The sequence below is a fragment of the Acetobacter conturbans genome, from assembly GCF_011516755.1.
GTDB lineage: Bacteria > Pseudomonadota > Alphaproteobacteria > Acetobacterales > Acetobacteraceae > Acetobacter > Acetobacter conturbans.
Genome location: NZ_WOSY01000015.1, coordinates 1 through 23,160 on the forward strand (window position 1 = coordinate 1; position 23,160 = coordinate 23,160).

Sequence of the window (23,160 nt, forward strand, 5' to 3'; positions counted from 1 at the left end):
GACTGGCCGACTACAGAACCGTCGCCCATGTCCTCGCCGACGCACAGAGACTGGGCATCACAAAGCTCGGTATCGTCGGACAGGACCAGTTCATGAACGAACAGTGAGAATGGTTATGGCGTTGCGTTTTTCCCGTCTGCCTCTGGCGCTCTCCCTCGTCGCGGGGCTGTCGCTCAGCTCCGCCCTGACGGGCGTGGCCTGTGCGGCCGACGATCTGAGCCCCTCCGTGAGCAAGCCGCTGGCGGCAGCGGATTCCGCCCTGTCGGCGAAGAACTATGCGAAGGCGATGGAGGCGGTGAAGGCCGCCGATGCCGTATCGGGCAAGACGGCGTATGATTCCTACGTCATCGAGCAGATGCGCGGTGCGATCGCGGCGCAGTCCGGCGATGTGGCGACGATGACGGATGCGTATGACAAGGTGATCGCCTCGCCGCGCACCAGCAAGGAACAGAAGGCGCAGATGCTGCAGGCGGAGGCGACGACCGCCTATACCGCCAAGGATTATGCGCGCGCGGTGACCGGGTTCGAGCGGTATCTCAAGCAGATCGGCCCGAATGCGGCCATCGAGAAATATCTGGTGCAGTCCTATTATCTGCAGAAGGATTACGCCAACGCCGGTCGTATCCAGAAGCAGCTTGTCGAAGAGACGCTGAAAGCGAAGAAGGTTCCGGCCGAGAACGACCTGCTGATGCTGGCGACGTGCCAGACGCAGGTGAAGGACACGGCGGGTCAGATGCACAGCTACGTGCTGCTGGCGACCTACTATCCGAAGCCCGATTACTGGGCGCAGCTGCTGCATGCGCTGGTGACCAACAACAGCCTGCCACCGGCGTTGCAGCTCGATGTCTATCGCGTGCGTCTGGCAGCGGGAAACCTGACGCAGGCGTCGGATTTTCTCGATGCGGCCGAGATTGCCGTGCAGTCTGGCGTGCCGAAAACCGGTCTGGACATCCTGACGCAGGGCTATGCGGCGGGTGTGCTGGGCAAGGACCCGGGGGCTGCGCGTCAGGCGAAGCTGAAGGATTTCATCGCGGCGACGGTGGAGAAGAAGAAGGCGTCGATCGCGGCTGACGAGGCGGCGGCGCTGAAGGCTCCGACGGGCGATGCCCTTCTGACGGTGGGCTACAATTACGTGACGTTCGGCGAGACCGACAAGGGTGTCGGCCTGATGCAGCAGGGAATTGCAAAGGGTGTGCGGGACGTGAACATCGCCCGCCTGCATCTGGGTGAGGCCCAGATGGACGCCGGTCGCACTGCCGATGCCGTCACCACCCTCCGCACCGTCGACGGAACAAACGGCGCTAAAGATATCGCTCAGCTCTGGATACTGAAAATACAGAGTGGCACCCGCAAATAACGCAAGGGCGGGCGCTTGTCATGGTCGGATGTGGATGTGACGATCATGACCATGCCTGCCGTACAGGGTGTTCCTCTGGCCCATGTTGGTGAGCCTGCGCGGACCAAGGAGACGGTTCAGCACTTCGTGGCCTGTCGTTAAATCGAGGGGGCAGTCCACAGCAAAATGCCGCGTACACAATTTCCCATGATGCGTGCAACACGACGTCGTTACGTATTCCGGGTGGATTTGTGTGGCGACGGACGAGGAACCTCCGCCCAACGAGGACGGTATCGAAGCTTTCACGATTCCGGTGGGACGAAAAGCCATTCTGCGCGTTGTCGTGGATTGTGAGGCCCGGAAGCAGGCATCGGTGGCTGAGCTGCACTGAGCGAAGAGCCGCGAGATAATTATCCTCTTTATGCGTGGCGAAGGTAGTTTGCGAAACGATGCGCCGGTTCATGAAGAGGGCGCGGATATCTGCCTGCCAGTGAGAGCGGACTCAGGTCATTCCACGGAAGCTCGGTGAGTGCCATGATGTTCTGGACTGATGAAATGGAAGGGAGACGCAGAGCCGATGCCCGCAGAACAGGACGCCCTGAAGCAGGTTGACCGGAACCTCGACGCAAGCCTTGAGCGGCTGTTTGCTTTCCTGCGTATTCCGAGCATTTCCACCAAATCCGCCCATACGCAAGATTGCCGCATCGCCGCTGAGTGGCTGGTAACGGAGCTGAAATCTCTCGGATTTAGGGCTGCAACGCGGGAGACTCCGGGGCACCCCATCGTGGTTGCTCGTCGCGAGGGACCGGCAGCCGCGCCGCATGTGCTGTTTTACGGCCATTACGATGTGCAGCCCGTTGATCCGCTCGCCTTATGGGAGAAGCCACCTTTCGAGCCGCGGCTTGCGACGGGTCCGGACGGTGCAAAGGAAATCCGCGCCCGTGGAGCCGCTGACGACAAGGGGCAGGTCATGACGTTCATTGAGGCGTGCCGCGCCCTGATCGAAGCAGATGGCAATCTGCCTGTCGGCGTCACGTTTGTGATTGAGGGTGAGGAAGAGTCCGGCGGCATGAATTTGCTGCCCTTCCTCAAGGCCAATGCCGAAGAACTGAAAGCCGATCTGGCGCTGATCTGCGATACCGGTATGCTGGATGCGAAAACGCCTGCCATAACAACGATGTTGCGCGGCATGGTCGGTGAGGAAGTGACCATCATCGGGGCCGACCGGGATCTTCACTCCGGTATGTTCGGGAATGCCGCGCGCAACCCGATTCAGGTTCTGTGTGATATTATCTCGGATCTTCGTGACGGCACGACAGGCCGTGTCACGCTGGCCGGATTTTATGATGGTGTGCCGGATATCCCAGACAGAGTGCGTGAACAGTGGCGCAGTATCGGGCCATCCGATGAAATGGGGCTTGGCTCAGTCGGTCTCCGCTGGCCGGCAGGCGAGGTCGGCTATACCGCTCTTGAGCAGACATGGTGCCGTCCAAGCTGCGAGATCAACGGCATTTCAGGCGGCTATGAGGAAGATGGTTTCAAGACGGTGCTGCCTGCGAAAGCATCCGCCAAGATTTCCTTCCGTCTGGTTGGCGAGCAGGACCCCGACGCTGTCCGTCGCAGTTTTCGCGAGCATGTCCGGTCGCGACTGCCAAAAGACTGCACGGCAGAGTTCACAGCACATGGCGGCTCCCGCGCCAGCGTGGTTCCTGCTGACATGCCGCAGCTCGGGAGAGCGCTGGATGCTCTCACTAACGAATGGGAGACGACTGCTACGGTCATCGGTTGTGGCGGTTCCATTCCCGTGGTCGGTGAGGTCAAAGAAGCGCTGGGTCTCGACACGCTGCTGATCGGTTTCGGACTTGATGATGACCGCATCCATTCTCCAAATGAGAAATACAGCCTTACGTCTTTTCATAAGGGCACCCGCTCGTGGGTGCGTGTTCTCAAAGCGCTCGGCCGATGAGAGATCTGCCTCTTGCCCTCACGATGGGTGATCCCGCCGGGATAGGGCCGGAGATCACGGCTGGCGCGTGGAATGCTCTGCGTGAGGAAGGCCCTGTGTTTGCATGGCTGGGTGATCCGGGGTGTCTACCCTCATCTCTGCCGGTGCGTGAGATCGAAACCATTGAACAGGCCGCATCTGTTTTCAGGAAAGCGTTGCCGGTCCTGCCATTGGCGCTTCCTGCAAGCGTTCGTGCCGGTGAACCGGATTCCGCCAACAGCCATACCGTGATCGACAGCATTGCCCGCGCGGTAGGTCTTGCCCTTGCCGGGGCTGCCGGTGGGGTGGTGACCAACCCGATCAGCAAGGCCGTGTTGCGTCGCGCGGGCTTTCCCCACCCCGGTCATACGGAGTTTCTTGCTGAACTCTGCCTTGTTCCGGGACGTGAGATCATGATGCTCGCCAGTCCGATGCTGCGTGTGGTGCCGGTCACGATTCACGTGTCCTTGCGGGACGCGCTCGACAGGCTCGACGAGGAGATGATCGTGGAGGCGGGTCGCACCACGGCTCTGGCGCTGCAACGTGATTTTGGAATTGCCAGTCCCCGTCTTGCTGTTGCCGGGCTGAATCCACATGCCGGGGAAGGGGGCATGATGGGGCGCGAAGAGATCGAGATGATCATCCCCGCCATCACGCGCCTGAAAGCCGAAGGGATCGACGTGTATGGTCCGTTGCCGCCGGACACGATGTTCACGGATGCGGCGCGTGCGAAATATGATGCAGCGCTATGTATGTATCACGATCAGGCGCTGATCCCCATCAAGACTCTGGACATGGCCAATGGCGTCAATGTCACGCTTGGCCTGCCGGTTGTGCGTACATCGCCCGATCATGGCACTGCTTTCGATATCGCGGGCAAAGGGATCGCGGAATCGAGCAGTCTTGTCGCCGCTCTTCGGCTTGCGGGGATTCTGTCCAGAAATCGCCAGAAATATACGGAAGGATTCCTAGTATGAGTCTTCGTCAGCGCCTTGGCGTGAACATTGATCACGTTGCCACCATCCGCAATGCGCGCGGTGGCGTGCAGCCTGATCCCGTGGAAGCCGCATTGCTCGCCGTCAAAGCCGGGGCGGACGGGATCACCGCCCATCTGCGCGAGGATCGACGTCATATCCGTGACGAGGACCTGATCCGTCTGCGTTCCAGCCTGCGTGCGCCGCTCAACATGGAAATGGCCGCGACGGAGGAGATGGTCGGCCTCGCCTGTGGGCTGAAGCCACATGCCTGCTGCATCGTGCCGGAGCGGCGCGAGGAAGTGACGACCGAAGGCGGCCTGAATGTCGCCGGTCAGGCTGTCTCTCTTGCGCCGATGGTGCGCAGGCTGACGGATAAAGGCATTCGCGTATCGCTGTTTGTCGATCCCGTAGCAGAGCAGATCGCGGCGGCTGCGGCGGTTGGGGCTGCTGTGGTGGAACTGCATACCGGGGCCTATGCCCTCGGAGCAGACGGAGAGATTGCCCGACTGAAAACCGCAGCCTTGCAGGCTTCCAGTCTGGGACTGGAAGTTCACGCAGGGCACGGGCTGAGCTTTGGGAATGTCGCGCCTGTCGCTGCCATCCCGCAGATCGTGGAACTCAATATCGGCCATTTCCTGATCGGTCAGGCCATTTTCGACGGACTGCCCGCAGTCATCCAGGAAATGCGACGGCTTATGGATGCTGCCCGGAATACGTTGCCCTGATCCCCGTTTCGTCCGGGCCGGGGGAAATGAAAGCGGAAGGTTCTATGATTGGCTCACGGTACAGACCTCTACTTTTGCGAAGAGGCGCTGACCGCCCACCAGTCATGATCCGGCGGCAGTTGACCCCGCTTTTGCCGCCTGCCATTGAAAGATCAAGCACGATGGTTTCTCCGGTGCCCCGGAGAATGAAAAGGGAAGCCGGTCAGGGTCCGCCCCAAATCCGGCACTGCCCCCGCAACTGTAGGTGGTCGCATCGTCCCGCCGGGCCTCAGGTCCGCCACTGGAGTCATGCTCCGGGAAGGTTAGGGACAATGTTGCCGGAGCATTCGGTCCGGCAAACCACGAGTCAGGAAACCTGCCATCGCTCCGGCCTGTCCGGAGGCTGACCGATTGTCCTCTGGCGGGGTGCCTGGAGACTGAACGGAACCATGCGGCCCTGTGCTACAGGTACGCGCTTCTTGCCCCCATAGTAACATGCCCGACGGCAGAGTCGGCAAGGGAGGGCAGGATGGACGCAACGCTTTACGTCTGTGTCACGTGCGGCAGGCAGGACGACCCCGAAGCCGAAACAACGGGTTCCCGTCTCTATGAAGCCGTGCGCGGAGAAATGGCCCGCACAGAAACTCCGCATGTCCGTGTGGAAAGCGTCGCGTGTCTTGCAGCCTGCTCCCATAGTTGCACGGCGGCAGTCAGCATGCCGGGCAAATGGTCATGGCTGCTGGGACGATTGTCCCCCGGCATCGCCGCTGACCTTCTGAATTACGCGGGTGCCTATGCCGCGTCGAAGTCCGGGAACGTGCTGCCGTCCAGGCGCCCCGCCTCATTGCGCGACGTCATGCTCGGGCGTCTGCCTCCCACCTCTGTCACCGTTTCCTCGGAAGGATGAGACCTTTGGCTGCTCAGGGAAAAATCGCCGCGACCATCATCACCGGCTTTCTTGGCGCGGGAAAGACAACGCTGCTCCGGCATCTGCTGGAACAGGTGGACGGGCGGCGCATCGCCGTGATCGTCAACGAGTTCGGCTCTCTCGGCATTGATGGCGACACCCTGCGGGCCTGCGGCATCGCCGGTTGCCGCGACGAGGATATCGTGGAACTGGCCAATGGCTGTCTCTGCTGCACGGTTGCGGATGATTTCCTGCCGACCATCGAGCGCCTTCTCGATCGTCCCGAGCCACCGGAACATATCGTCATCGAGACGTCGGGGCTTGCGTTGCCCAAACCGCTCCTGAAGGCATTCAACTGGCCGACAATCCGCCCGCGCCTGACGGTGGACGGCGTGATCACCGTGGTCGATGCACCTGCCGTGGTGGATGGTCGCTTCGCTGATGACCCCGAGGCAGTGGCCGCCCAGCGCGCCGCCGATCCCTCGCTGGACCATGACAATCCGCTGGCCGAAGTGTTCGAGGATCAGCTCCTCTCGGCCGATCTGGTGGTGCTGAACAAGACTGACCTGCTGGATGAAAAGCAGCTTGCTGCCGTCGAGGCGATGATCGCTGGCGAGACGCGGGGGCAGGCTCGCATTCTTCAGGCCGATCACGGTCGTCTCGATCCGCGTATTCTGCTCGGTCTTGGTGCTGCGGCCGAGGATGATCTCGATACGAGGCCATCGCACCATGATGGCGCGGACGATCACGAGCATGATGATTTCGAGAGTTTCGTTCTTGATCTTCCTGAATATGACTCCGTGGATGAGTGTGTGTCTCGCCTGACGCACGCTGCCCGTGAGCATGACATTCTGCGCATGAAGGGCTTTGCCGCCATCAAGGGCAAAAACCGTCGTCTCGGGGTGCAGGCCGTTGGCGCGCGGGTTCGTCATGAGTTCGATCCGGTTCATGGCGGCAGCGGTCGTCTGGTCATCATCGGCCAGCAGAGACTGAACCGCGCTGCCATTGCCGCAGCACTCGGCGCTCCCTGAGGATAAGCGGCAATGCATCTTCTTCTGCGGGAAACGCGTAGCCTCGACGAAGACGCCACAGCGGAAGATCTTGAGCACAGTCCGGCAGATATCGTGTTTTTGTCCTTCGTGGACAGCGATCTGCTGGCGCTGGGCCGGGCTCAGGAACGGGCCGTCGAAAAAAATGGTGAAACAGGCACGCTCCGGCTCGCACAGTTGGGACGGCTGCGTCACCCCATGTCGGTTGACCTGTATGTCGACCAGACTGTCACGCAGTCCCGTTGTGTGGTGGTCCGTCTTCTTGGCGGCATCGAATACTGGCGTTACGGCGTGGAGGAACTGTCCCGCGTGTGTCGGGCGGAGCGTATTCCGCTTGCCTTGATTGCCGGAGATGGGCGGCAGGACAGGCAGCTTGCCGAACTCTCGACGGTTGATTCCGAAATTCTGGAACGATTAAACGGCTTTTTCCGTGAAGGTGGCGCGGAAAACATCGATAATGCGCTCGCGCTTATGGAAGCCCTTGCTGGTCTCAGGGAAGACGGCAACGAGCAGCCGGTTTCGCTCCCGCCGTTTTTGGTGTCCCGTCACGCATCGCGCCAGCAGGGTCCGCGTGCGGCGCTGGTGTTCTATCGGGCGCATGTGCAGGCGGGTGATACAGCCGCTATCGACGCCCTTGCCGATGAACTTGAACGGCAGGGTATCGGCACCGACTGTCTCGCTGTGGCCTCTCCCCGTCAGGGAGAGGCGGCGTTGGCGCTGGCTTCATGGCTGAATGACACGAAGCCGGACATCCTGCTGAACGCTACATTTTTCTCGGCCCGGGATGCGGATGGCGCCTCGGCACTGGAGGCGGCGGGACGGCCGGTGCTGCAACTGTTGCAACCCGGCGGGACGGAAGCCGCGTGGCGCAAGGATTTCCGGGGTCTGGCCCCCTCCGATCTGGCGATGCAGATCGTGTTGCCGGAACTTGACGGACGAATCGGCACATTTCCGATTTCCTTCAAATCGGAAACCGGAGAGGGCAATGCAACACCGCGTCATGTGCCCTACGAGCCGGGTATCAGGGCAGTTGTGGCCCGTGCTCTGGGCTGGGTCCGACTGGGTCGTCTTGCACCGTCCGAACGGCGCGTCGCCATCATTCTTTCCCATTATCCCGGAGCGGAAGGGCAGGCTGCCCATGCGGTCGGGCTGGATACATTTGCCAGCGCGTCGTCCATTCTCGAATTGCTGAAGGAACACGGATATACGCTTGGCGGTGAAAATTTGCCGGAAAGTGCAGCGCTTGCCCGCTGCCTCACGCAGGAACCGGCATCTTCTGTCCTGTCCCGCGAAGCCTATGTCCAGCATTTTTCTTCTCTCCCCGAGACTTTTCGGGAAAGCATCACGCAGGCTTGGGGTGAGCCGACGTTCCCCGCGTTCGGCTGGCGGATGTGGCGTGCCGGCAATGTGCTGATCGCCGTGCAGCCCGATCGTGGTCGTCATGCGGATCGTCGCACTCAGTATCATGATCCGGACGTGCCGCCGTGCCACGACTATATCGCGTTTTATGCGTGGTTGCGGAAAGAGACTGACGTGATCGTGCATCTTGGCACTCACGGCACGCTGGAATGGCTTCCCGGCAAGACTGCGGCGCTGTCGGAAAGCTGCGCGCCAGCGGTGCTTCTGGATGGGTTGCCGGTGATTTATCCGTTCATCGTCAATAATCCCGGCGAGGCAGCCTGCGCCAGACGCCGTCTCGGTGCGGTGATCGTGGGGCATCTGACACCCCCCATGGACACGGCGATCCTGCCTCCCGGCCTCACCGATCTCGAACGTCTGATCGATGAATATGCTGAAGCCGACGGGCTGGATCGTCGCCGGGGTATGCTATTGCGCCGGGAGATCCTCGATCATGCGGAGCGTGCCGGTGTGCTGGCGGAAAGCGGCGTCGCATCTGGGGAAACCGACGAACAGGACGCCCTTGCCCGTCTGGATGCCTATCTCTGCGATGTGAAGGATCTTCAGGTCCGCCGTGGATTGCATGTGTTTGGTCGTCCTTCTCCACATAGTGCGGCGCTGACACGGGCTATCGCGGAAACATCCGGTCACCTCGACGCGTTTGTTGCTCCGTTGGTCGCCGCCTGCCCGGATGCGGAGGCGCGGGCGCTGATTACGGCACTGGATGGTCGGTTCATCGAGCCCGGTCCGGCGGGGGCACCCACACGGGGCCGGTGCGATGTATTGCCGACGGGGCGCAATCTTTTCACGGTGGATCCGCGCATGTTGCCGACTGCCAGCGCGGTCGAACTGGCCCGAAAAAATGCTGATCTGATCCTGATCCGTTATGAGCAGGATGAGGGAGAGCCACTGCGTCATCTCGTGCTGGATCTCTGGGGATCGGCAACATTGCGGACCGGCGGCGAAGACCTCGCGCTTGCGTTTCTGCTGATGGGCGTCCTGCCCACACGGGATGGGAATAGCGGACGCATCACCGGATTTGAGATCGTGCCGCTGCCAGTGCTCGATCGTCCGCGTGTGGATGTCACGTTACGGATTTCCGGTTTGTTCCGCGATGCTTTTCCGGGACAGATCGCTCTGTTCGATCAGGCCGTGCAGGCACTGGCCGAGCGAGCGGAAGACCCGGAATGGAATCCCTTGGTGGCTGAGCGCGATGACGTGCCTCCGCGTGTGTTCGGGCCTCCTCCCGGCGTTTATGGCACTGGTATCGACGCGATGCTGGCCAGTGGCGACTGGCAGACATCGTCTGAACTTGGCCACGCCTATATCGATGCCTCTTCCTCGGCTTATGGCGGCACACGCCAGGGTGAGGCGGACCCGGAAAATTTCCGAAAAGCTATTTCCCGGGCAGACATTCTTCTGCATGTGCAGGACCACGCGGAGACGGATCTGCTCGACGGTTCCGATCGTGCCGCGCATGAAGGAGGGCTTGCTCTCGCCGCCCGTACACTGGGCTCGCAACCTTATATCCTGCACGGCGACACCAGCCGTCCCGATGCGCCCGTGCTGCGGGAAACAGCCCGTGAAGTGGCGCGTATCGTGCGGGGACGGCTCGCCAATCCACGCTGGTTGCACGATATGACGCAGCATGATTATCGGGGCGCGGCGGAGATTGCGCGGGGTGTGGAAGCACTGCATGCCTGCGCGGCTATGCTGCCCCAGCGGTTAGATCCTCTGTTCGATGCCTGTTTCGAGGCGATTCTGGATAAGCCGGACATTGTTGATTTCATGAAAACCGTCAATCCGGATGCTTACAACGCAGTCCGTTCGCGCCTGAAGGATGCTCTGCACCGTGGGCTTTGGCAGCCACGCCGCAACTCTGTCATCGAGAGTCTTGATGATGAATAAGGAGCCTGTCTTCGATACCGCTCAGGAGCAGAGGGGAAGGCTTTCTTCCAGTTTTTTCCACTGGTTTTCATCAGAAGGCAGACCGAAGCGGAGCTGGTTAGGACGTTCATGAAAAGCCCGTGTTACAATGCCGGTCCGGCATAAAGTTTCCCAGACCTGGTGGGCATTCGGCACGTTCACCAGCGTAAACAGCCGCGTTCCGCCCGCAATGGACCATCTTTGCTTCTTGATGAGGGTATGAAGACGTTCTGTTGACTGCAACAGCTTCGCTCCGGTCTCCTTGTGCCAGCGGCGATCGGACAGCGCCTGTGCGCCGCATGCCAGCGCAGGACCACTGACAGCCCATGAGCCCAGTATCTTACGGAGCTTTTCGGAAAATTCCCGGTTCGCCACAACAAATCCCAGACGAAGACCAGCCAGCCCATAGGCTTTGCCGAAGGAGCGGAGGACGATCAGCCCCGGCTGCGGCAGGGCAGGGATCATGGAAGTCTCGTTCCAGTCTCCGAAAGCCTCATCGACGATCAGGATGTTGCCTTTCTTCGCGCACTGTTTTGCAAGATTGGAAAGAAGGGAAACGTCCAGAAGGCGGCCATCGGGATTGTTGGGATTGATCACCACGCAGGCTGTGCGGGGTGGGGCATCGAACAGGGCGCCGATGTCGGTCACAGGCTCCACGATCCGACCACAGGCGCTCCATGCTTCGGCGTGACCGGTATACGCAGGACCGAGAATGCGGGCGCGTTCCAGCCCGAGGACAAGGGGCAGCGTGCCAATGGCAAGCTGCGTGCCCGGCGTTGCGACAAGCATGTCGGCATCGGTCGCGCCGTAGGCTTCGGCGGCAATGCGGCGCAGATTATACTCAGCCTCCGGTTCCGGCAGCCGGGTCAGGAGCGTCGGGTCAGACATTTGGAACGGGTATGGAAACGGGCTTATGCCTGTCGAAAGGTCGATCAATGGCGTTACAGCGTCTGGGAAACGCTCCCGGATGGCCGCCAGATTGCCGCCATGCGGAGGAAGTCGGGTCGGGACGGTCGCGGTCATATCGGGAGTGCGGTAGGATGGAGGCATGACTGTTCCACTGATTGCTCCCGCCACGGCAGCCGTCGCTGCGGCGATTGAAGGGCTGCTTGGCTATCCCGCGCCGCTGTTTCGTCGCATCAGCCACCCCGTCGTCTGGATTGGCACCCTCATGGCATGGCTGGACCGGCGATTCAACGATCCGACGGCTTCGCGCACCCGAAAGATCGTGGTGGGCGGAGGCGCTCTCATCGTTGAAACCGGCGTGCCGACCTTGCTCGCGGTTCTCTTTACCTGTGTGGTGCGGCATCAGGCTGTCGTCATGGGACTGGTGGCGAGCAGTTGCGTGGCCCAGCGGTCCCTGCACCAGCATGTCGAGGCTGTGGCGGACGGACTGGAGCAGGGAGGGCTTGAGGAAGGCCGGCAGGCTGTTTCCCAGATCGTCGGGCGTGACCCTGCGACGCTGGATGAGGCTGCCGTGGCGCGCGCGGCCATTGAAAGTCTGGCCGAAAACTTTTCCGACGGGGTAGTGGCGCCGCTGTTCTGGTGTGCTGTCGGTGGTCTGCCGGGAGCAGTGTTCTACAAGGCCGTGAATACGGCAGACAGCATGATCGGTCATCGCTCCGAGCGATATGAAGCGTTTGGGAAAGTCGCTGCGAAAATGGACGATCTTATCAATCTGCCTGCCTCACGTCTTGCGGTGGTGTGGATTGTTCTGGCGGCTTTCGTGAGTGGAAAGGACTGGCGCGGCGCACTGCTCACTGTGTGGCGTGACTCCCACCATCATCGTTCACCTAATGCGGGCTGGCCTGAAGCTGCGATGGCAGGAGCGCTGGGTGTCGCGCTGGCGGGCCCCCGCACCTATGGAGGCGTGGTCGTGCCCGATCACCCGATAGGGGATGGTCGTCGGGAGGCCACGGCGGCAGATATTCGGACGGCGCTGTGTCTTTATCGCCGGGCGTGCTGGATACAGTTTGGCGTATTGGTTGGTCTGACGATGATGGCTTTGAAAAAGCGACGTTAAAGCCATTCGTTTTGAGGAATTTTTATCGAGCGAGAGCGAGCAGCGCATCCAGATCGACATGCTGCGCGAGATGGGTGGCCCACGCATCCAATGCGTTATCCACCCGGACGGTCTGATCCATGCCGATGGAATGGGCAGCGCGCTCCATGCCGCACAGGGTGAGAATGGATGCGCGGGCTCGGGCGTTGTCCAGAATGCCATGCAGATAAGTGCCGAACACCCGTCCATCCTGTGAAATGGCGCCTTCCGGACGTTCCTGATCAAGCACGACAAAAGGCCTCTCCCGATCCGCGCCGTCCGTTTGCCCCATATGCATTTCGTAACCGTGGACAGGCATATTGTTCGTGGTCAGAAAACCGCTGGCAGGACGGAGAATTTTCTCATGTTCGAGCACGGTCACCACGTCGAGAAGACCCAGTCCGTCGCTGTTGCCTGCCGGTCCTTCGATCCCCGATGGGTCGAGAATCTGTCGCCCCAGCATCTGATAGCCTCCGCAAAGACCCAGCACGGCCCCCCCGCGACGATGATGGGCGAGAATGTCAATGTCCCATCCTTCCCGTCTTAAGGCAGTAAGATCGGAACGGGTCGATTTGGAACCGGGAAGGATCACCAGATCGCAGACAGGGAGCGGCTGTCCGGGGGGCACAAAGATCAGTGAAACCCCCGCCATGTCTTTCAGAGGATCGAGATCGTCGAAATTGGACAGAAGCGGGAGCCAGGGCACGGCAATGCGGAACCCCTCAGCTCCGGATGAGCGTGTCAGATCCCGCAGATCGGCGGCGTCTTCGGCGGGGAAACTGCGCGGGATGTCGGAATGGGGGATCAGGCCGAGAGGCGCCCAGCCGGTATGATGGGCAATCGCCCTCATGCCATCGGCAAAAAGGGAGAGATCTCCCCGCATCCGGTTGACGAGAAACCCCTTTATCCGGGCGCTGTCTTTTTCATCCAGAACGGTTTTTGTGCCCACAAGGGCCGCGATCACGCCACCCCGGTCGATGTCGCCCGCGAGAACGACATCGATATCTGCAGCTTCCGCGAACCCCATATTGGCGATGTCATGCTCGCGCAGGTTCACTTCCGATGCGGAGCCTGCGCCCTCGACCAGAACCAGATCAGTATCGCGCCGTAGTTGCCCGAAACTTTCCAGCACGGCAGGCATCAGGCTTGCCTTGCGAAACTGGTAGCCCCGAGCAGAAACATTCTCCTGCACCATGCCGCGCAGAACAAGTTGCGCGCCGATTTCGCTCTGCGGTTTGAGCAGGACCGGATTCATATCCACGGTCGCAGGTACGCGGCACGCCTGAGCCTGCAACGCCTGTGCGCGGCCGATTTCCCCACCGTCCACGACGGCAGCGTTATTGGACATGTTCTGCGGCTTGAACGGACGCACGCGCAGGCCGCGGTTGGTGAAGGCGCGGGCCAGACCGGCGACCAGCACCGATTTTCCCACGCTGGAGCCGGTGCCCTGAATCATCAGGGCGCGGGCGGTCAAAACTCGACGCCTTCCTGTGCTTTGACCCCGGCCTTGAAGTGATGCTTCACCAGCGTCATTTCCGTCACCAGATCGGCGGCTTCGATCACTGCCTGCTTCGCGTTCCGGCCAGTGACCCACACATGCTGCATCTTCGGGCGAGCCGCGATGGAAGCCAGCACCCGTTCGGGCGCGATGTAATCATAGCGGAGAGCGATGTTCAGTTCGTCCAGAATGACCAGCGCCACGTCCTCGCGCTTCAGTGCCAGCTCCGCTACAGCCCATGCCCGTTCACAGGAGGCGATGTCGCGTGTCCGGTCCTGCGTCTCCCATGTGAACCCTTCACCGAGCGCATGCCATTCCACCATGTCGCCAAAGCGTTCCAGCGCGTGACGTTCGCCCGTGTCCCACGCACCCTTGATGAACTGCACGACCACAATGCGCTTTCCGCGTCCAAGCATGCGCAGGGCGAGACCGAAAGCGGCGGTCGATTTTCCCTTCCCCGTGCCGGTGTGAACCGCGAAGAGACCGCGTTCTTCCGTTTTGGAGGCGACTTCTTCGTCCTGAATGGCTTTTCGGTGCGCCATCTTTTCCCGATAGCGGTCTTCATCTGCGGTGGCGGTCATGACGCTTCCTCCTGATGGGGCGATGGTGGCCATCTTTTAACGGCTTTCCATCGCGATGGCATGAAAATAGCTGCCGGACACATGTCCGCGCCGTCCACCTGCGGGACCGAGATCCACGCCGTATCCGTCCGTCATACGGGCGAGCGGCAGATCGGAACCGGGTTTTACAAGGGTGGAATGATGATATTCATGGCCGCGCACGACCGTATCGGCGCAACCAAGCACGCCGTCCGCCTCCAGAGTGGCGCGGCGATATCCCAGATGCAGTCGTCGTTTTGCAAAGGACGTGCTGTGGCTGAGTAGTCCCGCCATCGGATGGGCTATTCCCTCAGCGTCGGTCAGGGATTCACCCAGAACCATATAGCCACCGCATTCGCCGTGGACGGGACGATGATGTGCGAATTCTCTCAGTCCTGAGAGAAACCTTTCGCATGCTGCCAGTCGTCCGACATGGAGTTCCGGATAGCCGCCGGTGAGCCAGCACACGTCGCAGTCCTGCGGAGGCGGTTCATCGGCAAGCGGCGAGAAAGGAATGAGTTCCGCCCCTGCATTGCGCCATGCAGCGGCAAGATGCGGATAGAAAAACATGAATGCTTCATCACGGGCAATCGCGATTTTCTGACCCGGAGGTGCGAGGAGAGGGGGGATTTCACCCAGAGAAAAGTGGAGGGGCGCTGCGGCGTCATTCAGCGCATCGAGGTCAAGGCAGTGTTCAGCCGTATCGGCCAGCCGATCCAGCAGCGCGGAGAGTGCAGGGTGTTCCGTCGCCTGAACGAGGCCGAGATGGCGTTCGGGAATGGCGAGTTCGCTCTCACGCGGAAACGCACCGAACACGACAATCCCGGCGCGTTCCAGCGCATGACGCGCCATGCGCTCGTGCTTTTCTCCCGCTACCCGGTTCAGGATGACACCAGCCAGCCTGACATTGGCGTCCATGCATGAAAAACCGAGCGCCACGGCCGCAGCGGACTGGGCCTGACCGGTAATATCGAGCACGAGCACAACCGGTATGCCGCTTCGGGCCGCAAGATCGCTGGCTGCGCCACGCCGCCGCCCGTCCGTCAGGCCGGAACGCTCTTCCAGCCCGTCGAACAGCCCCATTGCGGCTTCCACCACCAGCAGGTCGGCGTCGGTGGTGCTTTCCCTCAGGTTCAGGGCGTTCTGCGTAGGCGACAAGGCCCAGCTGTCGAGCAAAAGGGACGGTCGTCCAGTCGCGGCGGCGTGGAAGGCGGGATCGATGTAGTCGGGTCCGCATTTGGCGCCAGCGACGCGGACGCCCCGCCGCCGGAACGCCGCCAGCAGGGCGCTTGTCACAGTCGTTTTGCCGCCCCCCGAACGCGGAGCCGCGATCAGCAATGCGCCTGTCATGCCCGTTTGTCCTTAGCCTGAAGCCGCCTGTGTTGTATGCGCCACGCTTGATGCGGATGTGTCACGCGGGTCTCACCATTGTGTTGACACGCCGGGGTCGCCCTGTAAATCACCCCATCATGATGGTTCCCGTAGGTTGCGGCAAAGTCGCGATCCGGGGATGAAAAGGGAAGCCGGTCAGGGTCCGCCCGAATCCGGCACTGCCCCCGCAACTGTAGGCGGTGTGGGTTGCTCTTTCCGGCAATGTGCCGGCCCACTGGAACATTCTGTTCCGGGAAGGGATGAGTTGACCCGGTTAAACCGTGAGTCAGGAGACCTGCCATCATGCCGGATGTTGCGGACGAGACATGTTGGACGGGGTGATCTGACAGGTTGAGCGGATGGATCGTGCAGATGCACGGACCGATGTTTTCCTCGTGGCAACGCTGACAACCACGAGCGCTTTACTGATGCCATTCCGTGCCTTGCTGCTGACGGGAGCCTCGCTGCTCTCTTCCGTTTTCGTGACTTCCGCCCATGCGTCTTCCGGAGTGAGCGCTGCTTCTCAAACGGCAGCACCAACTACCGGAAAACCTGTTGCCTCCGCCGCGAAACCGATGGTGGCCGCCAAATATGCGGCCCCTGCCGCGCAGTCTGCCTCTGCCGCCCGGAATGCGAACATGCCGACGGTTCCTGCCGTTCTCTCGGAACACACCGACACATGGCCCGAGAACATCACCGTCAGCGCCGCGCGCCGCGCCATCCCCGCCGATGAGATCGGCACGGCCATGACGATCATCACCGAAAAGCAGATCCTCACCCAGCAGAGACGCTCTCTGACGGATATCCTCATCCGCCAGCCGGGCCTTAACGTGGTGCGGACAGGCGGCTTGGGCGGCACGACCTCCATCTTCATGCGTGGGTCCAACGCCAATGAGGTGAAGGTCCGGCTTGATGGCATGGATATCAATGACGGCAGCCAGGCATCCGGAGCCTTCGATGCGGCCCAGTACATGACCGACGGGTTGGGGCGGATCGAAATCCTCCGTGGGCCGCAGAGTGGTCTTTACGGTGCGGATGCCATGGCGGGTGTCATCGACATGACCACCGCTCAGGGGCAGGGACGCTTCAAGCCTTTCGTCCGCGTGGAAGGCGGGGGTTATGGCACGTTCAATCAGGTGCTTGGCGCACGCGGGAGCGCCGACCGTTTCCATTATAATGTCGAGTTGTCGCATTACCGACAGGTTGGATTCCACTCCATCCCGAATTACGTGGAACGCTATGCCGCCACGTTTGCAACGATCACGAAAGAACAGCGTGAGCGGGGCAATACGGACGACAACCGCAGCGCCAACATCCGTCTCGGCTATGATGTGATGGATAATCTCGATCTGGGGCTGACCGCCCATCTCATGCAGAGCAATTATCGCTCCTACGGCTCGTATGAAATGCTCGACGAAGCATGGGGTTATGCGGGACGCGAACGCGAGCGCTCGATCCAGAATCAGGCCATCGTGCGGGGCACTGCGCATCTTTCATCATGGGGTGGACTGTTCGATCAGGTCATCGGTCTGGGCTACATGACCAACTGGCGCAACTTTACCTATATCGGCACCAACACGGATGGAACACCCCGCCTTTACGACCCCACCTATTATCGTTCCGACCGTCTCAAGATCGACTGGCACGGCACGCTGGATCTGAAGAAATACGGATCGCTCCTGATTGGCGCGGAACATCTCCATGATACGTTCAACAGCAGCCAGAGCGATGACACCGGCACCAATGACGCCCCCTACAGCACGCGCGCCAGCATGGATACGACGGCGGGATATGGCCAGTATCAGGGCAACTGGAACCAGATCCTCTACGGCGCTGCCAATATCCGTTATGATTCCAATTCCCGTTATGGCCATTACGTGACATGGCGTGTGGCCCCCGCCATCCATATTCCGGGCACGGGCACCGTCATCAAGGCCAGCGCGGGCAGCGGTTTCCACGGGCCTTCCCTTTACCAGCTCTTCGGCAATCTCAACGGTAGCTATTATAACGAGCGTGCCAACCCCAATCTCCGTGCCGAGCGCCTCATCGGCTATGACGTGACTGTCGAGCAGAAGCTTGCTCATGACCGCCTTCATTTCGGGGCCACATGGTATGAAAACCATGTCCACAACCTGATCCAGTCCACCGTGAGCTACAGCAGCGGGATGACCGATTATTCCTACGCAAACGTGGAACGCGCCCGGATGTTCGGCGTCGAGGCGTTCCTGAACTGGAAAGCCCTCGATAATCTCGAGTTCAATCTCAACTACACATGGACGCATGCGCGCGATACGAGTGACAACGAGCCGCTTCAGCGTCGTCCGCAGCACAAGTTCAATTTCAACACCACATGGAAGCCGATCAAGGATCTCACCCTGTCCGGCAACATTCTGTATGTCAGCGGATGGCGGGATTACCCCGTTTATTCCGCCACCGACAGCTATTGCGAGACGTGTGCGAAAGGCCACGGCTACATGACCATCGATGTGGCGGCCAGCTATCAGATCAATCGCTATGTGACCGTGTTCGCCCGCGCCGACAACCTGCTCAACCGGCAGTATGAAAACCCCGTGGGCTATCTCCAGCAGGGCCGGGCAGGGTATGGCGGCTTTACCCTGACCTACTGACTTTCTCAGGGCGCGGGGAAACGCGCGCCATCATCAGGCAAAAGGAGCAACCGGCACGCCATGTCCGTTCTGCGAACCGCCCTCGCGCTTGTCGTGGCGCTCCTTCTGTCCGGTCCGGCCCATGCGGCGCGGATCGCCTCGCTCAATCTGTGCACGGACCAGCTTGCGCTTTTGCTTGCTGACAGAAGCGACATCATCGGTTTGTCCCCGCTCGCGCGTGACTGCACGGAGTCCGCGCTGTGCGAACAGGCGCGGGACGTGCCTGTCCTGCAGGCCACGGGGGAAACCGTTCTGGCTGCGCATCCGGATGTCGTGCTGGGTGGACGCTTCACTGCCCGGCTCGCCATCAGGGCCGCGAAGGAAGTCGGGGCACAGGTGCTGACGCTGGCGCCCGTGCCGTCACTGGCCGACATTCCGAGACAGATCCGTCAGGTCGCCCGTCTTGTCGGACATCCGGAACGGGGCGAGCAGCTCATTGCAGCATTCAATGCGAGACTGGCGGAATTGTCGCTGGAGCGGCGAGAGACTGATCCCGTCGCGGTTGTCTATGAAGCGAACGGCTTTGTCGTGCACAAGGGCAGCCTTGCCGACGACGTGCTGGCCCATGCCGGTCTGCGCAATTTCTCCACACTGGCCGGCACGCCGTCAACGGGAGGGCAGGTCGCCATGGAACTGCTGCTGGTCTATCACCCCGACCTGCTGGTGCGCGATTTCTCCGGGCCGGGTCGCTCCCTCGCTCAGGCCATGCTGTCCAATCCGGCATTGCTGGCCACGTTTCCGCCGCCGCATGTGGTGGATGTGCCCGCACGCCTGTGGCTGTGCGGTCTGCCGCAGACGCTTGATGCGCTGGCCATCCTTCGATCCGCCCGCGACACGCTTGTAAAAAAGGATGCCGCGCCATGACGGTTCCACGCCCCGCAGGTCTGATCCTGCTGCTGTTCGCACTGGTCGCGAGCCTGTCCATCGCAGCCCTGTTATGGGGTGAGGCCCCTATCGATGTGTTTGCCGCCTTCCGCGACTGGGTGGCCGGACGTCCCACCGTTGGAGCCGTCATCCTCGGACAGCTTCGCCTGCCACGCCTGCTGCTTGCTCTCATGGTCGGCGGCACGCTGGGGCTGTGTGGTGCTGTGCTGCAAGGTTATCTTCGCAATCCGCTGGCCGATCCCGGGCTTCTCGGTGTCTCGGGCGGCGCGGCGCTTGGTGCGGTCTGCGTGTTCTATACCGGCCTGTTCCAGATCGCCGCTGCCCTTTTGCCGCTGGGCGGTCTGCTGGGAGCCGCTGCGGCCACCACGTTGCTGGTCGCGCTCGTCGGACGCGGTGGGCCGCTGGTTCTGCTGCTCGCGGGTGCTGCCCTGAGCAGTTTCACCGCTGCCCTCACGGCACTTGTTCTCAATCTTGTCCCGAGCCCTTATGCCACGTTCGAGATCATGCGCTGGCTGATGGGATCGCTCACCGATCGCACCATGACGGACGTGATGCTGGCGCTTCCCGGCGTAGTCATCGGCTGCTTCCTGATGCTGGGCACCGGACGCGCGCTCGATGCGCTCACCATGGGCGAGGATGTGGCCGAGAGTCTCGGTTTCCGCCTCCACGGCCTGCGTGGTGTGCAGATGCGCGTCGTCGCGGGGGCGGCGCTGGCTGTCGGTTCCTGCGTGGCGGTGTCCGGAGCCATTGGTTTTGTCGGGCTGGTGGTGCCGCACCTGCTGCGGCCGCTGACCGGCCACCGGCCCGCACGTCTGCTCATTCCCTCCGCCCTCGGAGGCGCGGCGCTGGTGCTGGCCTCCGACCTCGCCGTGCGGATGTTGGCCGGACGTGCGGAACTCAAACTTGGCGTGGTCACGGCGCTGATCGGCGCTCCGGTGTTCTTTCATCGTGTCATCCTGTTTCGCAAACAGGGAGCGTTGTGATGCTTGAAACACGCGACGTGACCTTCACAACCGGCGGCGCGACGCTGCTTCACCATGCGTCGGCAGGTTTCGAGAGCGGCACCGTTACCGGCCTGCTCGGTCCCAATGGCGCAGGAAAGTCCACGCTGCTGAAACTGCTCGCCGGATTGCTGCCGCCCACTGAAGGCGCTGTGTTCTGCGATGGTGACGATCTCACGCACCTGAACCAGTCTCGCCGCGCCCGTCGCATCGCCTATATGCCGCAGGACATTCCCCCGTTTCCCCCGATGCCGGTGCGTGAGATTGCCTCCCTCGGACGGCTGCCCTACGCCGAGGCGCCGGATGTGGCCCTGAACCATCCCGCCGTCAGTATGGCCATGGGGCTGGTCGGTCTGGATGACCTCGCCACACGTCCCGCCAGTCGCCTTTCCGGCGGCGAGCGCGCCCGTCTGATGCTCGCTCGCGCCCTTGCCGTGGAAGCACCCGTGCTGCTGGCCGACGAACCCGTCGCCGCGCTCGATCCGGCGCACGCACTCTCCGTCATGCGTGTGTTCCGTGCGCTCGCGGCAGAAGGGCGCTGTGTGGTGCTGGTGATCCACGACCTGATGCTTGCCACCCGCTTCTGCGACCGGCTTGTGGTGATGAAAGAAGGCGCGATCCGCTACGCGCTTCCGGCGGAGGCGCTGAGCGATGCAATGGTGCGGGAAGTTTACGGCGTGGATGTGAGGCGGGTTGAAGGCGCGGTGGTGCCGTGGGGGTAGGGGACGCCTTATAGCTCCACTGTCAACACCGGACTGCGGGCTCTCGAACAGCATAGCGCAATGTTGCAGCCCTGTTCTTCTTCCGTCAGGATCATGTCCCGATGATCCGCTTCCCCAGCCAGAAGTGGGACAACGCACGCGCCGCACATTCCCTGTTCGCATGACAGGGACACGTCGATTCCGGCAGCAAGAAGAGCCGATGCGATGCTTTGGCCAGCAGGGACCGCAATGGTCTGACCGGACCGTGCCAGCACGACGTCAAAGGGACGATCTTCCTCGTCATGGGACGATTCTGTCGGCCGGAAATGCTCCGTCCTGACCTGATCCGTCTGCCAGCCGTTCGCTACGGCCTGCGCGAAAACGGCATCCATGAAACCTGTTGGTCCACACAGCATGATAACGGTATCGGGTGACGGAGTGCTGAGTGCTTCGGGATAGCCATTCCTGATGCTCTGATGCAGATGCACGCGGTCACTCTCAGGGCCGTTCAGAAGAGCCTCTCTGAAAGGTGCGTGTTCCGGCTCGCGTGCGTAATAATGCAGTTCCCAGTCGGCACCCCCCTGCTTCAGTCGGCCCATCATGGAGAGGAGAGGGGTAATGCCGATCCCGCCGCCGATCAGGATGTAGCGCTGAGCAGCCGGAAGCGGAAAAGCGTTGCGTGGATGGGAAATCTGCAACTCCATTCCGGGCTGAGCCTTACTGCACAGGGATTCAGACCCGCCACGCGAGTTGTTCTCGCGTTTGACGCAGAGTTCATAGGCCTCCCGGTCATCTGCCGATCCGCACAGGGAATACTGGCGGATCAGTCCGGATGGCGTCATGACATCAATGTGCGCACCCGGTTCAAAGGCAGGTAGCGCATCCTGCCCTTCGAGAGCCGTCAGGCGCAGGCGCACGCAATCTCTGCCTTCTGGTGTAGCCTCCTGAACCAGAACCGGGAAAAGTGGTGACATGTCCAGCTTCTCTCAGGATGTAAAGAACTGGCTGAGCCCCATACCGCGCAGGGCGCGACGATAGGCGATCGAGCTTCGGTCAGCCATCACATGAGCTTCGAGCGTTGGGTCAAGAGGCAGGTTTTCGGGCTTCTGCGCCTCGACAAGCGCCCGGTCTTCTTCGAAGACGCGCAGATTGAAGTCGTAGACGTCCTGAAGCGGAAGGTCCTTGTCAAAGTTGCGGCACATGGGTGCAAACATGCGGGTTTGCAGGGCGGAAACGGGTGTCGCGGCGTTCATGATGACAAGACGGCCGTTATCCGGAAAATGGATTTCCAGTGTTGCCGTAAAGGGAACATGGATCCTGAAATGCCGCAGCCATTCGAAGCCGGGCCGTCCCCGGTCGCTCTTGCCGATCGGATAGTTGCCGACGCTGCTGCGATATTGCGCTTCGAAACCGTCAGTCGTCATTTTCGGCGTGTAGGGTGGCACGACCGGATTTTCCGGGTCCGCGAAGGTATCCGTGTGAACAAACGCGAAATGTGCGACGTCGATAAACCCTTCAACCTGCCGTCCGGCAAAGCCCGCGATGTCGATTGATGGGCAGTTGATCTGTTGAAAGTCCGGCTCATCCCAGTGCGGCATGGGTGGAATGAGAGTTTCCTCGTTCGGCCGCAGACAGGTCCAGATGAGGCCATAGCGTTCCACGGCTGGATACGTCCGCAGGTTCAGCTTCGAGGGAATGGCGGAATCGGGGTGTGCGGGAACCTTGACGCAATGACCCTGCGTGCCGAAGCGGAAGCCATGATAGGCGCAGGCGATGCTCCGGCCATCGCCTTTCCCCATGCTGAGGGGCACGCCGCGATGGGGGCAGAGATCGTCCGCGACGACAACGCTGTCCCCTGCGCGATAGATGACCAGCGGTGCATCCAGCAGGGTCACGCCCATAGGCTGTTCGCCAAGTTCGCGGATCAGGGCAACCGGATACCAGCAGCGGGCCAGAATGTTCCAGTCATCCGCATCGAAAGTCATGTGGCGGGGCAATGATGCGGGATCGGTCGTGCGGGAGCAGACAGCGGTCGTCACAATGGATCCTCCAGGGAACGCAGCCGGAAAGCTTGCTCCGGACATTTTTGATTCTGGAGAAGATCATTTCACATGTGT

General features: G+C 61.3%; 20 protein-coding genes, 1 pseudogene and 2 riboswitches. Of the genes and pseudogenes, 15 read left to right on the forward strand and 6 right to left on the reverse strand.

Going from position 1 to position 23,160, the window contains the following annotated elements; all coding sequences use genetic code 11:
• From GOB81_RS17760 to cobN, 10 genes and pseudogenes are all read left to right on the forward strand, one after another.
• Positions 1-107: pseudogene (locus GOB81_RS17760) on the forward strand (biopolymer transporter ExbD); the annotation flags it as partial.
• An 8-nt stretch (positions 108-115) separates the two neighbouring features.
• Positions 116-1,357 (forward strand): tol-pal system YbgF family protein, encoded by a 1,242-nt coding sequence (locus tag GOB81_RS13445; RefSeq protein ID WP_173570944.1) that lies wholly within the window; start codon positions 116-118, stop codon positions 1,355-1,357.
• 15 nt (positions 1,358-1,372) lie between these two features.
• A complete protein-coding gene (locus GOB81_RS17905) occupies positions 1,373-1,498 on the forward strand; it encodes a hypothetical protein (RefSeq protein ID WP_277876925.1) in 126 nt (41 codons plus the stop codon).
• Positions 1,499-1,589: 91 nt separating this feature from the next.
• Entirely contained in the window at positions 1,590-1,727 is a 138-nt protein-coding gene (locus tag GOB81_RS13450) for a hypothetical protein (RefSeq protein ID WP_173570945.1), read from the forward strand.
• A gap of 186 nt (positions 1,728-1,913) precedes the next feature.
• Complete coding sequence (locus tag GOB81_RS13455) at positions 1,914-3,302, forward strand: M20/M25/M40 family metallo-hydrolase (RefSeq protein WP_173570946.1); 1,389 nt, start codon at positions 1,914-1,916, stop codon at positions 3,300-3,302.
• The gene (gene pdxA, locus GOB81_RS13460; protein WP_173570947.1) at positions 3,299-4,297 is read left to right on the forward strand and encodes a 4-hydroxythreonine-4-phosphate dehydrogenase PdxA; all 999 of its coding nucleotides are present in this window, start codon (positions 3,299-3,301) and stop codon (positions 4,295-4,297) included. The genes GOB81_RS13455 and pdxA overlap by 4 nt, the downstream gene beginning before the upstream one ends.
• Entirely contained in the window at positions 4,294-5,022 is a 729-nt protein-coding gene (locus tag GOB81_RS13465) for a pyridoxine 5'-phosphate synthase (RefSeq protein ID WP_173570948.1), read from the forward strand. Before pdxA ends, GOB81_RS13465 begins: the two co-directional genes overlap by 4 nt.
• 145 nt (positions 5,023-5,167) lie before the next feature.
• Positions 5,168-5,399: riboswitch (cobalamin riboswitch) on the forward strand.
• 131 nt (positions 5,400-5,530) lie between these two features.
• Complete coding sequence (locus tag GOB81_RS13470) at positions 5,531-5,908, forward strand: DUF1636 domain-containing protein (protein WP_173570949.1); 378 nt, start codon at positions 5,531-5,533, stop codon at positions 5,906-5,908.
• Complete coding sequence (gene cobW, locus GOB81_RS13475; protein WP_173570950.1) at positions 5,905-6,939, forward strand: cobalamin biosynthesis protein CobW; 1,035 nt, start codon at positions 5,905-5,907, stop codon at positions 6,937-6,939. Before GOB81_RS13470 ends, cobW begins: the two co-directional genes overlap by 4 nt.
• A gap of 12 nt (positions 6,940-6,951) precedes the next feature.
• A complete protein-coding gene (gene cobN, locus GOB81_RS13480) occupies positions 6,952-10,263 on the forward strand; it encodes a cobaltochelatase subunit CobN (protein ID WP_173570951.1) in 3,312 nt (1,103 codons plus the stop codon).
• 21 nt (positions 10,264-10,284) lie between these two features.
• Here cobN and cobD read toward each other — a convergent pair whose 3' ends face one another.
• The gene (gene cobD / locus GOB81_RS13485) at positions 10,285-11,331 is read right to left on the reverse strand and encodes a threonine-phosphate decarboxylase CobD (RefSeq protein WP_242010282.1); all 1,047 of its coding nucleotides are present in this window, start codon (positions 11,329-11,331) and stop codon (positions 10,285-10,287) included.
• On the opposite strand from cobD, the gene cbiB reads away from it, so the two are divergent.
• A complete protein-coding gene (gene cbiB, locus GOB81_RS13490) occupies positions 11,330-12,304 on the forward strand; it encodes an adenosylcobinamide-phosphate synthase CbiB (protein WP_173570952.1) in 975 nt (324 codons plus the stop codon). The genes cobD and cbiB overlap by 2 nt on opposite strands.
• Before the next feature lie 22 nt (positions 12,305-12,326).
• Here cbiB and GOB81_RS13495 read toward each other — a convergent pair whose 3' ends face one another.
• The 3 genes from GOB81_RS13495 to GOB81_RS13505 are packed head-to-tail and all read right to left on the reverse strand — an operon-like array spanning position 12,327 to position 15,769.
• Positions 12,327-13,778 (reverse strand): cobyric acid synthase, encoded by a 1,452-nt coding sequence (locus GOB81_RS13495; protein WP_173570991.1) that lies wholly within the window; start codon positions 13,776-13,778, stop codon positions 12,327-12,329.
• Positions 13,779-13,792: 14 nt separating this feature from the next.
• Positions 13,793-14,401: a cob(I)yrinic acid a,c-diamide adenosyltransferase gene (gene cobO / locus GOB81_RS13500; protein WP_173570953.1), complete on the reverse strand. Its 609-nt coding sequence runs from the start codon at positions 14,399-14,401 to the stop codon at positions 13,793-13,795.
• A gap of 36 nt (positions 14,402-14,437) precedes the next feature.
• The gene (locus tag GOB81_RS13505; RefSeq protein ID WP_173570954.1) at positions 14,438-15,769 is read right to left on the reverse strand and encodes a cobyrinate a,c-diamide synthase; all 1,332 of its coding nucleotides are present in this window, start codon (positions 15,767-15,769) and stop codon (positions 14,438-14,440) included.
• Between the two features lie 106 nt (positions 15,770-15,875).
• A riboswitch (cobalamin riboswitch) is annotated at positions 15,876-16,107 on the forward strand.
• 111 nt (positions 16,108-16,218) lie between these two features.
• On the opposite strand from GOB81_RS13505, the gene GOB81_RS13510 reads away from it, so the two are divergent.
• Genes GOB81_RS13510 through GOB81_RS13525 form a run of 4 tightly spaced genes read left to right on the forward strand, consistent with a single transcriptional unit; the run spans position 16,219 to position 21,064 of the window.
• Positions 16,219-18,417 (forward strand): TonB-dependent receptor plug domain-containing protein, encoded by a 2,199-nt coding sequence (locus tag GOB81_RS13510; protein WP_173570992.1) that lies wholly within the window; start codon positions 16,219-16,221, stop codon positions 18,415-18,417.
• A 60-nt stretch (positions 18,418-18,477) separates the two neighbouring features.
• Positions 18,478-19,320, forward strand: a complete 843-nt coding sequence (locus tag GOB81_RS13515) for an ABC transporter substrate-binding protein (RefSeq protein ID WP_173570955.1) — start codon at positions 18,478-18,480, stop codon at positions 19,318-19,320.
• Complete coding sequence (locus tag GOB81_RS13520) at positions 19,317-20,324, forward strand: FecCD family ABC transporter permease (RefSeq protein ID WP_173570956.1); 1,008 nt, start codon at positions 19,317-19,319, stop codon at positions 20,322-20,324. Before GOB81_RS13515 ends, GOB81_RS13520 begins: the two co-directional genes overlap by 4 nt.
• A complete protein-coding gene (locus GOB81_RS13525) occupies positions 20,324-21,064 on the forward strand; it encodes an ABC transporter ATP-binding protein (protein WP_173570957.1) in 741 nt (246 codons plus the stop codon). Before GOB81_RS13520 ends, GOB81_RS13525 begins: the two co-directional genes overlap by 1 nt.
• Before the next feature lie 8 nt (positions 21,065-21,072).
• Here the strand turns inward: GOB81_RS13525 and GOB81_RS13530 are convergent, their stop codons facing one another.
• The gene (locus GOB81_RS13530; RefSeq protein ID WP_173570958.1) at positions 21,073-22,017 is read right to left on the reverse strand and encodes a PDR/VanB family oxidoreductase; all 945 of its coding nucleotides are present in this window, start codon (positions 22,015-22,017) and stop codon (positions 21,073-21,075) included.
• A gap of 12 nt (positions 22,018-22,029) precedes the next feature.
• Entirely contained in the window at positions 22,030-23,028 is a 999-nt protein-coding gene (locus GOB81_RS13535; RefSeq protein ID WP_242010283.1) for an aromatic ring-hydroxylating dioxygenase subunit alpha, read from the reverse strand.
• Positions 23,029-23,160 lie beyond the last annotated feature (132 nt).